13 protein-coding genes are annotated in these 12463 nt (G+C 56.6%); 5 read left to right on the forward strand and 8 right to left on the reverse strand.

Annotated features, from left to right (window positions below; translation table 11 throughout):
• Nucleotides 1-50 precede the first annotated feature (50 nt).
• Nucleotides 51-1139, reverse strand: coding sequence for a 3-dehydroquinate synthase (gene aroB, locus GVJ63_RS16075; protein WP_010253124.1), 1089 nt, complete (start codon nt 1137-1139; stop codon nt 51-53).
• Nucleotides 1140-1177: 38 nt separating this feature from the next.
• On the reverse strand, nt 1178-1699 hold the full coding sequence (aroK, locus tag GVJ63_RS16080; protein ID WP_003852989.1) for a shikimate kinase AroK: 522 nt from the start codon (nt 1697-1699) through the stop codon (nt 1178-1180).
• A gap of 97 nt (nt 1700-1796) precedes the next feature.
• On the opposite strand from aroK, the gene GVJ63_RS16085 reads away from it, so the two are divergent.
• Nucleotides 1797-1970: a hypothetical protein gene (locus GVJ63_RS16085; RefSeq protein WP_223265993.1), complete on the forward strand. Its 174-nt coding sequence runs from the start codon at nt 1797-1799 to the stop codon at nt 1968-1970.
• A 91-nt stretch (nt 1971-2061) separates the two neighbouring features.
• Here the strand turns inward: GVJ63_RS16085 and hofQ are convergent, their stop codons facing one another.
• From hofQ to pilM, 5 genes are read right to left on the reverse strand one after another with little or no spacing between them, the layout of a single operon-like run.
• The gene (gene hofQ, locus GVJ63_RS16090; protein ID WP_159227116.1) at nt 2062-3330 is read right to left on the reverse strand and encodes a DNA uptake porin HofQ; all 1269 of its coding nucleotides are present in this window, start codon (nt 3328-3330) and stop codon (nt 2062-2064) included.
• Entirely contained in the window at nt 3272-3652 is a 381-nt protein-coding gene (locus GVJ63_RS16095) for a DNA utilization family protein (RefSeq protein WP_061901983.1), read from the reverse strand. The genes hofQ and GVJ63_RS16095 overlap by 59 nt, the downstream gene beginning before the upstream one ends.
• On the reverse strand, nt 3642-4136 hold the full coding sequence (locus GVJ63_RS16100; RefSeq protein WP_061901982.1) for a hypothetical protein: 495 nt from the start codon (nt 4134-4136) through the stop codon (nt 3642-3644). Before GVJ63_RS16100 ends, GVJ63_RS16095 begins: the two co-directional genes overlap by 11 nt.
• Nucleotides 4129-4671, reverse strand: coding sequence for a PilN domain-containing protein (locus GVJ63_RS16105; RefSeq protein WP_061901981.1), 543 nt, complete (start codon nt 4669-4671; stop codon nt 4129-4131). Before GVJ63_RS16105 ends, GVJ63_RS16100 begins: the two co-directional genes overlap by 8 nt.
• Complete coding sequence (gene pilM, locus GVJ63_RS16110) at nt 4671-5477, reverse strand: type IV pilus biogenesis protein PilM (RefSeq protein ID WP_159227117.1); 807 nt, start codon at nt 5475-5477, stop codon at nt 4671-4673. The genes GVJ63_RS16105 and pilM overlap by 1 nt, the downstream gene beginning before the upstream one ends.
• Nucleotides 5478-5593: 116 nt before the next feature.
• Here pilM and mrcA point away from each other — a divergent pair, with 116 nt between their 5' ends.
• Nucleotides 5594-8143, forward strand: a complete 2550-nt coding sequence (gene mrcA / locus GVJ63_RS16115; protein WP_033773014.1) for a peptidoglycan glycosyltransferase/peptidoglycan DD-transpeptidase MrcA — start codon at nt 5594-5596, stop codon at nt 8141-8143.
• Between the two features lie 72 nt (nt 8144-8215).
• Here mrcA and nudE read toward each other — a convergent pair whose 3' ends face one another.
• A complete protein-coding gene (gene nudE, locus GVJ63_RS16120) occupies nt 8216-8779 on the reverse strand; it encodes an ADP compounds hydrolase NudE (RefSeq protein ID WP_010253151.1) in 564 nt (187 codons plus the stop codon).
• A 391-nt stretch (nt 8780-9170) separates the two neighbouring features.
• Here nudE and GVJ63_RS16125 point away from each other — a divergent pair, with 391 nt between their 5' ends.
• Genes GVJ63_RS16125 through hslR form a run of 3 tightly spaced genes read left to right on the forward strand, consistent with a single transcriptional unit; the run spans nt 9171 to nt 12429 of the window.
• Entirely contained in the window at nt 9171-11306 is a 2136-nt protein-coding gene (locus tag GVJ63_RS16125) for an intracellular growth attenuator family protein (RefSeq protein WP_033773015.1), read from the forward strand.
• A 57-nt stretch (nt 11307-11363) separates the two neighbouring features.
• Nucleotides 11364-12011, forward strand: a complete 648-nt coding sequence (gene yrfG / locus GVJ63_RS16130) for a GMP/IMP nucleotidase (protein WP_022624036.1) — start codon at nt 11364-11366, stop codon at nt 12009-12011.
• Between the two features lie 13 nt (nt 12012-12024).
• The gene (hslR, locus tag GVJ63_RS16135) at nt 12025-12429 is read left to right on the forward strand and encodes a ribosome-associated heat shock protein Hsp15 (protein ID WP_010253159.1); all 405 of its coding nucleotides are present in this window, start codon (nt 12025-12027) and stop codon (nt 12427-12429) included.
• Nucleotides 12430-12463 lie beyond the last annotated feature (34 nt).

Genomic DNA, 12463 nt, shown 5'->3' on the forward strand with positions numbered 1-12463 from the left:
ATTCCGCACTGCGCACCCTGCGCGCCGCGTCACCACTCAACTGCTTAATCTCAGGATTGCTGACAATCATTAATTGCAGCCAGCACCATATCATGTGCCACGCCACCACGCACTTCAGAGCGGCCAATCGACAGCGGGAGTACCAGCCGCAATTCGCCCGCCAGAACTTTCTTATCGCGCATCATGTGCGGCAGATACATCTCCGCACTCATCGCCTCCGGCCCATGTACCGGCAAACCGGCACGCAGGAACAGAGCAATAATGCGGTCCGTCTCCTGTGCCTGGAACTGCCCCAGGCGTTCAGCCGTGCGTGCCGCCATCACCATGCCCGCTGCAATCGCTTCACCGTGCAGCCAGTTGCCATAGCCCATGTGTGCTTCAATCGCATGACCAAAAGTATGGCCCAGATTCAGCAACGCCCGCTGACCGTTTTCACGTTCATCGGCGGCCACGACTTCGGCTTTCAGTTCACAGCAGCGACGAATGCAGTACGCCAGCGCCTGTTCATCCAGCGCCAGCAGGGCATCAAGATTCTGCTCCAGCCACTGGAAAAACGCACCGTCGAGGATGATGCCGTACTTAATCACTTCCGCCAGACCCGACGCCAGTTCGCGCGCGGGCAACGTCTGCAGACAGGCAGTATCAATCACCACCGACGCGGGTTGATAAAACGCGCCGATCATGTTTTTGCCCAGCGGATGGTTAACGGCCGTTTTGCCGCCAACCGAAGAGTCGACCTGCGACAGTAAGGTGGTCGGTACCTGAATAAAGCGTACGCCACGCTGATAACTGGCCGCAGCAAAACCGGTAAGATCGCCAATGACGCCGCCGCCTAAGGCGATAAGCGTCGTATCACGACCGTGCGGCTTTTGCAGGAGCGCGGTAAAAACCTGATCCATCACGGCCAGCGTCTTATATTGCTCGCCGTCGGGTAAGATCACCTGATCCACTTTTACACCTGCCGCCGTCAGCAGCGCAGTCAGCTGGTCAAGATAAAGCGGAGCCAGCGTCTGGTTTGTCACCACCATGGCGTTTTCGCCCGCGGTTAGCGGCCAAAAAGAAGCCGGATCGTTAAACAGTCCGGCAGCGATAGTGATGGGGTAACTGCGTTCCCCCAGTGAGACGGTGATCTTCTCCATGATGCCCGATACCTGTTAAGGAGCCTTCGAACGTTGGATCAACTTTTTTCCAACATGTGGATAATCTGATTCGCCACCACTTTCGCACTCTGATCATCTGTGCGAATGGTTACATCGGCGATCTCTTCGTAGAGCGGGTTACGTTCGCCAGCCAGCGCTTCGAGCACTTCACGCGGCGGTGAATCCACCTGCAGCAACGGACGTTTTTTGTCACGTTGGGTGCGCGCCAGTTGCTTCTCGATGGTGGTTTCAAGATAAACCACAACACCGCGGGCGGAGAGACGATTACGCGTTTCCCGGGATTTGACGGAACCACCGCCTGTCGCCAGGACGATGCCTTGCTTCTCGGTCAGTTCGTTAATGATTTTTTCTTCGCGATCGCGAAAGCCAGCTTCGCCTTCGACATCAAAAACCCAGCCCACATCCGCTCCGGTGCGTCGCTCAATTTCCTGATCGGAATCGAAGAACTCCATGTTGAGTTGCTGAGCCAACTGACGGCCAATAGTGCTTTTGCCGGCACCCATCGGCCCAACCAGAAAGATATTGCGTTTCTCTGCCATTTTGTCGGTATTACTAAGAATTCGTTAATGATACCCCGCGTTCAGCATTTGCTGGCGGGACAGGAACTGAGACCTCATGAGCGTTAGCAAGAGTCAGATGAAAAATTATCTCAACACTCAAGGCTGTTTGGCAACCGATTATATTGCCTTCAGCACATCCATTTCTGAATTGGCCTGTGTTCGCGAAACTGTAACGCGCCAGCGCTGCGTCTTTACAACGCTGCGTACAGAGGAGTTTTCTGATCTGTTTGCCGGGATTTACCCAGCATAGACGGTTACACCGTATTGAAAATCGCTAAACCTTGTAAGCTAATTCCTCTCCTGCGTCAACGCAGATGGCCTTAAGGGACGCATTTTCCGTTTTATCCAGCCGTAAGCGCTGCTTCCCTGACCAATCGCGGCGTAATAAAGATCACCAGCTCTCTTTTTTTGCGCTGATCAGATTGCTGGCGAAACAACCCGCCAATCAGCGGCACATTTCCCAGTAGCGGCACCTGATTCTGTCCGCGGGTGCGCTGCTGCTGAAAGATACCGCCTAACGCCAGTGTTTGCCCGTCACTGACCGTGACCTGAGTCTCAATTTCCTGTTTATCGATGGATAATATGTCGCTATCGCCGGTTCTGATGCTGCGACCCGGCATATTCTGACTGATATGGATCTTCAGCTGGATGCGGCCATTGCCGGAAATCGTCGGTGTCACCTCCATACCCAGTACCGCTTCTTTAAACTCAATACTGGTGGCACCGCTGTTTCCTGCCGACACTTCATAAGGAATTTCTGTGCCCTGCTTAATCGAAGCGGTCTGCTGATGTGAGGTAAAGAGGCGCGGACTGGCGATGATTTCAATCTGGTTCTCCTGCTCCAGCGCACTTAACTCCAGATCCAGAAGCTGCCCTCCGATGCGCGCCAGCGCCATTCCCACGCTGATGCCGGGTGAACTCACCGCCAGCGGAACATCCAGCCGGGGATGATGCAGGATATCATTTACTGCGGCGTCCCCCGCCTGCAATCCCCACTTCACGCCCAGCTCCTGCAGATGCTCCTCGCTGATAGTAACGATGTGGGCTGACAGCTCAATCTGTTCCAGTGGCAGATCCAGCGCCCGTATCCAGCGCTCCGTCTCTTTTAAAGCCGCCGCACTATCGCGCAGTAACAATGCGTTGGTGCGTTTGTCGACCGTCACGCTACCGCGCGGTGTCATCAGCGACTGACGCTCACTCAGCAGGCTGGCATATACCTCGCTGGCGCTGGCATAACGCAATATCACAGCGCGCTGTTGCAAAGGAACCTGCTGCAACTGCGACTGCTGCTCAGCCTCACGTGCCTGCTGCTGAGCCTGCTGCCAGCTTTCCGGATAGACCAGCAGGACATTATCCTGTTCAACCAGCGTCAGCTTTGCCATGCGTGCCACCAGGTCCAGCGCCTGATGCCAGGGCAGGTTATCCAGCCGCAGCGATAACGAACCTTCAACCTCTGGCGCAATCATCAGATTGATCTGCTGATAGTCAGCCAGCGCCTGCAAAATACGCTCTACCGGGGCGTTATCAAAAGTCAGACTGAGAGGCTCCTCATCAGCGGCGTAAACCGGCAGCAGGCAGCTTAGTAGCAGCAGAGTGGTTATCCTTATCATGCGAACGTCCTTTTAAATAAAATGCGGCCTGTTGTGCGTTGCAGCTATTCGGCACCGCTAAGGTGAGGCTGCGGCGGGTCATATCCGCCAGTTGCCAGGGTGCGAATGGAAATGGCTTGCCGGTGCGGGCCGTAATACTCTCTCCCTGCGGGGTCAGCAGCCAGGCATGGAAATGCGCCTCCCGGCCAATAATCCCCTGCAGACGCCAGCCCGTGAGCGGTTCCACTGTCGCCTCACAGACGGAACCGGCTACAGGCCGGAACGGATCGCGCGCCAGCACGCCGCCACAGCACAACAGTAAAATCAGCAGACTATGGCGCATCGTCAGGTTCCAGCCAGAGTTGAGCCACCAGGTACTGCGGCTGCGCCAGCAGCTGGAAATGCACCGGAAACGGTGCGGAGGCCTGGGCCAGCTCGGCAAAAAGCGACTGGAACGCCGGCCACTGCAGATGCAGCGTCAGCATGCGTGAGGGGGCGTCCGGCTGCCACTCATCCAGCTGGCTACGGCGTGCCGCCAGGATCTCTTCCACTGCACGGCCCGATGCAGATGCTGATCTCGCGATCTGTATCGACTGCAGCTGCGCCTGCAACTGTGCATTATCGGGGTTCTGACGCCACTGGTGCTGGCGCTGCTGCAGAGTGCGGATCAACTGCAACAGCGTATGCTGTTCAGCAATGAGCGCCTGCTGCTGTGGCCGTAACCACAGGATCCAGGAGAGCAGCAGCAGACCGGATAAGAGCGCGGCGAACGAGCCATAGCGCGCAATAGCGGCCATCTGCCACCAGCGATCCCACCATTCACTCACTGTTCACCTCCTGCATCTCTGCCCGCAGTGAAAACCGATAATGGCCATCAGCCTGACGCTTAACCCCGCCCTGCTTCACCAGACCAAACAGGGCCACAGTGGTTAATTGCTGGCGGAACTGTCGGACTGCCGCCATATCCTGTGCCCGCCCCTCAAGTGTCAGACGGTTGTCGCGCTTTTCCAGCCGGGTCAGCCAGGCGGTGTCGGGCAGCAACGCGGGTAAATCGAGCCAGAACTGCTGCCAGGCGGCCAGTTGTGCAGCCTGCTGGCGATGCTTCGCCTGCTGTTTTTGCACGACCGCGAGCTGCTCCAGTAACTGCTTCTGTTGGGCTAACTGCTGCTCCACGCTTTCCAGTGCCTGCTGCTGCGTCCTGCTCGCCTGCGCCACCTGCTGACGCGTCTGCTGGATCCGCCAGGTTTGCTGCATCACCACCAGTAACAGGGCGCCAGTCGCCAGTGACAGCACGACCAGGCTCTGTCGCCGCTGCTGTTGCCGACGGCGCTGCCGCCAGGGCAGCAGATTAACCGCGACCATCACTCATCTCCGTCGCGCAGCGCCAGCCCGGCCGCCAGCGCAAAAGCGCCCGGATTCTCCGGCAAAGGTGGCTGCTTATAACGAAACAGATCAAAAGGGGAAAACGCGCTAACGTCTGCAGGCAACGGCGCCTGCTCTGCAGTACACCAGGCGACAGAACGCGCCCCGGGAAAGGCCTGCCGTTGCAGTGCCTCCAGCGTGGTGGCTTCGCCTGTGTCAGCAGCGGTGTGCGCATCGCTCCAGAGCCAGCGGTTATCCTGCTGCAGAACCAGTACCGCATCGTCCTGCAGCGCTGCCTGCCGGGCTAACCGCTTCAGCGCCTCGGTGGTCAGTTCGAACACCTGCGGTTTTAAACCTGCCTGCAACAGGGGTGCCGCCCACTGGTCGATAATCTCCAGCCGCGCTGCCGTGACGCAGAGCTGACCGCTCTGCGCATCCGGTCGGTAATCAAGCGCCAGCGCAGCGGGCTCCAGCGGAAAGAGACGGCGCGCGGCCGCCTGCACGTAGTGCCCCAGCGCGGGCTCCTTCAGCGACTGCGCAGGAAGGGGGAGCTGGCGCTGCAGCACCAGCTGGGCAGGCAATCCGACCCGCAGCGAATAACGGCGTGGCAACCGCTGGCGCCAGGTCGTTAAGGCCGCCAGTAATTCAGGCGAAGATTGCAGCACGCCGTTTCTTAACGTATCTTGCGGCAGCCGCTGCTGCCACCAGTGGCGTAGCTGCCAGCCATCACGACGAGGCTGGAGGGCCAGGGCGCAAATCTGCCTATTCTGAATATCCAGCCCAATTTGCCAGGTATGAAAAGCCATACGCGCGATCTCCTTATCGTCCGGGAAAATGGACATATCAAAGCGTCTGGCTTGCCTTTATACTACCGCGCGGTTGTTTATAAACTGCTCAAACGACAACAGATGGGAAATTCCAGGTGAAGTTCGTAAAGTATTTATTGATCCTTGCAGTGTGTTGCATCCTGTTGGGAGCTGGCTCGATTTATGGTTTATACAAATACATAGAGCCACAGCTGCCCGACGTAAACACGCTGAAAGATGTGCGTCTGCAAACCCCTATGCAGGTTTACAGCGCCGACGGCGATCTGATCGCCCAGTATGGCGAAATGCGCCGTATTCCTTTGACTCTGCAGCAAGTGCCACCTGTGATGGTGAAAGCGTTTATTGCGACCGAAGATAGCCGTTTTTATGAGCACCATGGTGTTGATCCGGTGGGTATTTTCCGTGCGGCCAGCGTTGCGCTGGTCTCCGGTCACGCCTCACAGGGTGCCAGTACTATCACTCAGCAGCTGGCCCGTAACTTCTTCCTGAGCCCGGAACGCACCCTGATGCGTAAAATAAAGGAAGCGTTCCTGGCGATCCGCATTGAGCAGTTGCTGAACAAAGATGAAATACTTGAGCTCTACCTGAATAAGATCTACCTCGGCTACCGTGCTTATGGCGTTGGCGCAGCCTCACAGGTCTATTTTGGTAAGCCGGTTGACCAGCTGTCGCTGAGTGAGATGGCGATGATTGCCGGTCTGCCGAAAGCCCCTTCCACCTTTAACCCGCTTTACTCGCCGAGTCGTGCCCTGTCGCGCCGCAACGTGGTGCTGGCGCGTATGCTGGATCAGCATTACATCACGCAGCAGCAGTATGATGAGGCGCGTAATACGCCGCTGGTCGCGAAGTATCACGGTCCGGAAATCGCTTTCTCTGCCCCCTATCTCAGCGAGATGGTGCGTCAGGAGATGGTGAAACGCTACGGTGAGAATGCCTACACCGACGGTTACAAGGTCTACACCACCGTGACCCGTCGCCTGCAGGAAGCCGCGCAGACCTCCGTTCGCAATAACGTCATGGCCTACGATATGCGTCATGGCTATCGCGGCCCGACCAGTGTGCTGTGGAAAGTGGGTGAACCGGCCTGGGATCAGACCAGGATTGAGAAAGCGCTGAAGACGCTGCCGGTCTATGGTCCGCTCAATCCGGCAGTCGTAACGGAAGCGCGCAGCGATGAAGCGACCGTGATGCTGAAAGATGGCAGCAATGTGTCGCTGGCATTAGCGGGTGTGCGCTGGGCGCGTCCTTATAAGTCTGACACCGTGCAGGGCCCGACGCCGAAAAGCGTGACGCAGGTATTGCAGGCCGGCCAGCAGATCTGGGTGCGCAAAGTGGGTGATGAGTGGTGGCTGGGCCAGGTGCCGGATGTGAACTCGGCGCTGGTCTCGCTGGATCCGAATGATGGTGCGGTGCGCGCGCTGGTAGGCGGCTTTGCCTTTAACCAGAGCATGTTTAACCGTGCGACCCAGGCGCTACGTCAGGTCGGCTCTAACATCAAGCCTTTCCTCTATACCGCCGCAATGGATCGCGGGCTGACGCTCGCCTCAATCCTTAACGATGTGCCGATTTCACGCTGGGATGCGGGTGCGGGTGCTGACTGGCGTCCCAAGAACTCCCCGCCAACTTACGATGGTCCGATTCGTCTGCGTCAGGGTTTAGGCCAGTCGAAAAACGTGGTGATGGTGCGTGCGATGCGTGCGATGGGCGTGGATTACGCCGCTGAGTATCTGCAGCGCTTTGGTTTCCCGGCTCAGAACATTGTTCATACCGAATCGCTGGCATTAGGTGCGGCCTCGTTTACCCCGTTACAGGTGGTGCGCGGCTACTCCGTGATGGCGAATGGCGGCTTCCTGGTCGATCCTTACTTCATCACCCGGATTGAGAACGAACAGGGCGGCCTCGTATTTGAAGAGAAACCGAAGATCGCCTGCCCGCAGTGCAATCTGCCGGTGATCTATGGCGAGACCAAAAAAGCGCTGGCCCTGAATGAAGAGAGCGTCGAGAACGTTGCTGCCTCAAATAACAACCAGAATCAGGCCGTTCCTCAGCCTGAACTGGAGCAGGTTCCCGCTCAGGCACAACAGGGTGAGCAGCAATATGCACCCCACGTGATCAACACCCCGCTCACCTTCCTGATCAAGAGCGCGCTGAACAGTAACATCTTTGGCGAACCGGGCTGGATGGGAACAGGCTGGCGTGCCGGGCGTGACCTTAAGCGTAATGATATCGGCGGTAAAACCGGTACCACTAACAGCTCGAAAGATGCCTGGTTCTCGGGTTACGGCCCTGGCGTGGTCACCTCAGTCTGGATCGGCTTTGATGATGCGCGCCGCAATCTGGGCCGCAGCACGCTCTCCGGCGCCATTCCCGATCAGATTTCGGGCTATGAAGGCGGTGCTAAGAGCGCACAACCTGCATGGGATGAGTACATGAAGAGTGCGCTGGATGGCGTACCGGTGCAGCCGTTAACACCACCGGATGGCGTGGTCACGGTGACGATCGATCGCAGCACCGGCAAGCTGGCAAATGGAGGGGGTAACACCCGTCAGGAGTACTTCATCAATGGCACCCAGCCAACCGAATATTCGGTTCATGATGTGGGTACCACCATTATGGATAACGGTGAGAGTCACGAGCTGTTCTGATGTGACCCACGAAACCGCACTGTAAAAAAGGCCGACGTCAGTCGGCCTTTTTTATTCAGTCACAGATGATATTCAGTAACTCAGCCGTCCCTGCTTCACCAGCCATTCGCGCGCCATAAACAGCGCACTGACATTACGTGCCTCGCGGAAATCGGGCTCATCCAGCAGCGACATCATATCGCTCAGCGGCCAGCGGTGGACAATCAGCGGCTCCGGCTCATCGCCTTCAAGCTTTTCAGCGTAAAGACCTTCCGCCACCACAATGTTCATTTTGCTGGAAAAGTAGGAGGGTGCCATGGTGAGTTTGCCCAGCGTTGTCAGCTGATCGGCACCAAAACCGACCTCTTCTTTCAGTTCGCGAACTGCCGCTTCATTCACGGTTTCACCTGAATCGATCAGCCCCTTGGGGAAACCAAGCTCATAGGTTTCCAGTCCGACGGCATACTCCTGAATCAGGATCAGATGGTCATCAATAATCGGCACAATCATCACCGCTTCACGCTCTGAGGGCTTCATCCGCTCATAAACGCGATGCGCACCATTGCTGAAAGTCAGATCGACCGATTCAATGGTGAATAACCGTGAACGTGCCACGGCGGTGATATTGAGGATGTCAGGTTTTTTTGGAATTTTCATATCAGCCTCAAATTATTTTGCGCCGGCTATCTGGAGCGAATTAGCATACCTAACCACAGGCAATTGTGCGACAGTCAGACAATCACGTTATCGTTACACAGATTACATCGATTGAATAACAGCCTTTGGTTATCAGTTAAGACTAAATTTGCATTAGTCAATATGCTGCGATAAGTTTCAGATAATACCGATATTTAATCCAGTCTGAGCCGGTTACCATTCGGACAAGGCAGGGTTTAACAAATGCTAATCAGATATACGCTGGCACTATTTCATCGGGTGTCTGACTCCTCAGGGTTATATAATCTTCCGGAATGCCTCTTTTATAGTGAGCATAACCGAAAGCGAAAGTTTAAAGTGAAGGCAGCATTTTGGCTGAATTGAGCAGAGCATGAGCACAATCTTGATGATCCTGGCCATAGTGCTGACCTGTTCAATCCTGGCAGGCATTGGGTTCTGGTACGCTATGCGGCATCGTCCGCCGTTGGCGAAACCTCTGCCATTTATCAGTCCGCCCTGCCGTAAACTCTCTGCTCAGGAGCGTGAGGCGGTTGATAAGTATGTCGCCGCGCTGGAAAAGCAGCCCCGTACTACGGTGACGACCGATAAGCGCAGCGCGTCCGAACGACTGACGCTGACGGCACAAAGCAACAATGTCTACCCCGTTACCCGTGCGATTACCCGCTACGGACTCTCCACGGACGATCCCCATAAATGGCGCTACTACCTAGATGAAGTTGAAGTTCATCTGCCGCCGCTGTGGGAGCAGTACATCGCCGACGAAAACTACGTTGAGTTAATCCGCACCCAATCTATTCCGCTGGTGATCTCGCTGAACGGCCACTCGCTGGTGGATTACGCCGTGGATCAGCAATCGCTGCCGACGCTGATGCGTCCGGTGTCGACCAACGCCTCTATCCGCAAAGCGGAAACGGAAAACGTCGAACTGCTGCAGGTGCGCAAAGAGACGCCGGAAGAGTATCGTCTGTCGCGGCCAGATGGCACGCGTGAAGCGGTGATCATCTCTCTTGCCTTCTTACTCTTCTTCTTCAGCCTGTTAGTCCCCGCAACGCTGATGATCTGGCTGGTGCTGACGGGTGCAGTCATGATTGCCGCCAGCCTGTGGCTGCTCTACCGCATTCCGGGTGAGCGCGGCCTGCGTGACATACACTGCCTGCGCGGCGCGCCAAAGCGCTGGGGCCTGTTCAGCGAATCGAACCAGGAGCAGAGCAATATCACACTGGGGATTATTGACCTCGCCTATCCACCACACTGGCAGCCTTATGTCGCGCACGATCTCGGACAGGTGACGGATGTGGAGATCTACCTTAACCGTCAGGTGGTGCGTCAGGGTCGCTTCCTGTCGCTGCAGGATGAAGTCAAAAACTTCCCTATTCAGCGCTGGCGGAAAAACGTGGTGCTGGCCTGTGGTTCACTGATGGTGCTGACCATGCTGGTCACCTGGATCCCGCTCGGCATGCCGATCAAGCTCAGTCTGGCCTGGGCCAGGGGCACCGACAGCCTGGAGGTCAGCAGCGTCGATAAACTCAGCAGCGTGCCCCTGAATATTGGCGACAACCTCAAAGTGAGCGGTACCGGCATGTGTTCGGTGCCGGACAACTATCAGAGCAACCGAAGTTACGCCTTCATGCCGTTCGACTGCTCGGCGGTCTACTGGAATAACGCCACGCCGTTGCCGCAGCCACAATCGGACATTATTGATAAAGCCGCTGCTCTGCTGGAGACCACCACAAAGCAGCTGCATCCGGAAACCAATACCGATCCTAAACTGAATCCGCAGCTGGCCTCCGCGATTCAGAAGTCCGGCATGATCCTGCTGGATGACTTCTCCGATCTGGTGATGAAAACGCAGGATCTCTGTAATCAACCACAGGATTGTATGCGCCTGAAAAATGCGCTGGTGAACCTGGGCAATGCCAAAGACTGGGAAGCGCTGATGCGTCGCGCAGATTCCGGCCAGCTAAACGGCATGAATGTGCTGCTGCGGCCGGTCAGTGCCGAAGCCCTGGAAAACCTGGTCAATACCGCCACCTCGACCTTCTTTTTCCGCGAAACCCGTCGTGCGGCAGAAAATCTTAACAGCCCGCCGCCAGGGGGGTTCCTGATCGTCAGCGACGAGGGTCGCCAGCTGGTGAATCAGCCTCAGCCAACCGTGTCGCTGTTTGACCTCGATCCGCCCTCTCAGTGGCGCGAACTGCAACGTATCTCCGCCATGCTGCTGCATACGCCTTTCAGCGCCAGCGGCATCATCACCAGCATTTCAACGGATGCCAACGGCACGCGTCACATTGTGCTGCACAATGAACCGGATGCCATGGCGCAGTGGCGCTATCTCGGCACCGTATTGCTGCTGCTGGTGCTGTTAACCTGCGGTGTGATCAATGGGTTACTGGCGCTGCGCCGTATGCACCTTAATCGCCAGCGCATGATCGATATCCAGCACTATTACGACAAGTGCTTCAATCATAACCTCGGCACTTTGCAGAGCGTGCGCCCGATATTCTGAGCCCTGCCCTTCTGTGCTACCCTGTCGCCCGGTTTTTTTACAGGGTGAAACATCCGCATGCTCAACTGGTCTGAGATTGATACCGTGCTGCTCGACATGGATGGCACGCTGCTGGATTTGGCGTTTGATCGCCACTTCTGGCTGGAGCATGTGCCTGAACAACTCAGTCAGCAACGCGGCATCACCCGGGCGGAAGCCGAAGCGATCATCGCGGAAAAGTATCAGGCCGTCGCCCATACGCTAAACTGGTATTGTCTGGATTACTGGGCAGAAGCGCTGGCGCTGGACATCCGTGCCATGACCTGGGCGATGCGCAGCCGGATTGCGCTGCGTGACGATACGCTGCCTTTTTTGCAGGCTCTGCGCCGTGCCGGCAAGTCCACTATCCTGCTGACCAACGCGCATCCTTACAATCTGGACGTCAAACTGGCGCAGACAGGTTTAGCGCCGCACCTTGATTTATTACTTTCCACCCATACCTTTGGGTATCCGAAAGAAGACCAACGTTTATGGCAGGCGGTACAACAGCACACCGGCTTTTCTGCGCCGCGCACGCTGTTTATCGATGATAGCGAAGTGATTCTGGATGCTGCGGCGTCATGGGGCATCGGCGAGTGCTTAGGCGTAAAGAACCCCGATTCGGGTCGTCCTGAGCAAATCTTTCAGCGTCATCGCGCCACCGGCGATTACCGGACGCTGATCTGAGTCAGGAGCAGCAATGAAGAAAGAGAAAAGCAGCGAAGAGGTACGCCTCGACAAGTGGCTGTGGGCCGCGCGCTTTTACAAAACCCGGGCGATTGCGCGGGAGATGATTGAAGGCGGCAAAGTGCATTACAACGGCCAGCGCAGCAAACCCGGCAAGGTGGTAGAGCTGAATGCGGAACTGACACTGCGTCAGGGCAACGATGAACGCACCGTAGTGGTGGCGGACATCAGCGCTCAGCGCCGTCCCGCCAGCGAGGCCCAGCAGCTCTATCGCGAAACCGATGCCAGCATTGAAAAACGCGAAAAAATGGCGCAGGCGCGCAAAATGAATGCGCTGACTATGCCCCATCCCGATCGGCGACCTGACAAAAAAGAGCGTCGCGATTTGATGAAGTTTAAATTATCGGGCGATGAATAACGCCGTCTTAGCTGACGCGCCATCGCCCCGTACC

This window comes from Pantoea sp. 18059 (assembly GCF_902706165.1).
Taxonomy (GTDB): Bacteria; Pseudomonadota; Gammaproteobacteria; order Enterobacterales; family Enterobacteriaceae; genus Pantoea; species Pantoea agglomerans.

Bases quoted from the DNA above. Each gene is read 5' to 3' on its own strand.
- GVJ63_RS16105 (WP_061901981.1), bottom strand. From the start codon at position 4,671: ATGGTCGCGGTTAATCTGCTGCCCTGGCGGCAGCGCCGTCGGCAACAG.
- pilM (WP_159227117.1), bottom strand. From the start codon at position 5,477: ATGGCTTTTCATACCTGGCAAATTGGGCTGGATATTCAGAATAGGCAG.
- nudE (WP_010253151.1), bottom strand. From the start codon at position 8,779: ATGAAAATTCCAAAAAAACCTGACATCCTCAATATCACCGCCGTGGCA.
- yrfG (WP_022624036.1), top strand. From the start codon at position 11,364: ATGCTCAACTGGTCTGAGATTGATACCGTGCTGCTCGACATGGATGGC.
- aroK (WP_003852989.1), bottom strand. From the start codon at position 1,699: ATGGCAGAGAAACGCAATATCTTTCTGGTTGGGCCGATGGGTGCCGGC.
- aroB (WP_010253124.1), bottom strand. From the start codon at position 1,139: ATGGAGAAGATCACCGTCTCACTGGGGGAACGCAGTTACCCCATCACT.
- GVJ63_RS16085 (WP_223265993.1), top strand. From the start codon at position 1,797: ATGAAAAATTATCTCAACACTCAAGGCTGTTTGGCAACCGATTATATT.
- GVJ63_RS16125 (WP_033773015.1), top strand. From the start codon at position 9,171: ATGAGCACAATCTTGATGATCCTGGCCATAGTGCTGACCTGTTCAATC.
- GVJ63_RS16095 (WP_061901983.1), bottom strand. From the start codon at position 3,652: ATGCGCCATAGTCTGCTGATTTTACTGTTGTGCTGTGGCGGCGTGCTG.
- hofQ (WP_159227116.1), bottom strand. From the start codon at position 3,330: ATGATAAGGATAACCACTCTGCTGCTACTAAGCTGCCTGCTGCCGGTT.
- hslR (WP_010253159.1), top strand. From the start codon at position 12,025: ATGAAGAAAGAGAAAAGCAGCGAAGAGGTACGCCTCGACAAGTGGCTG.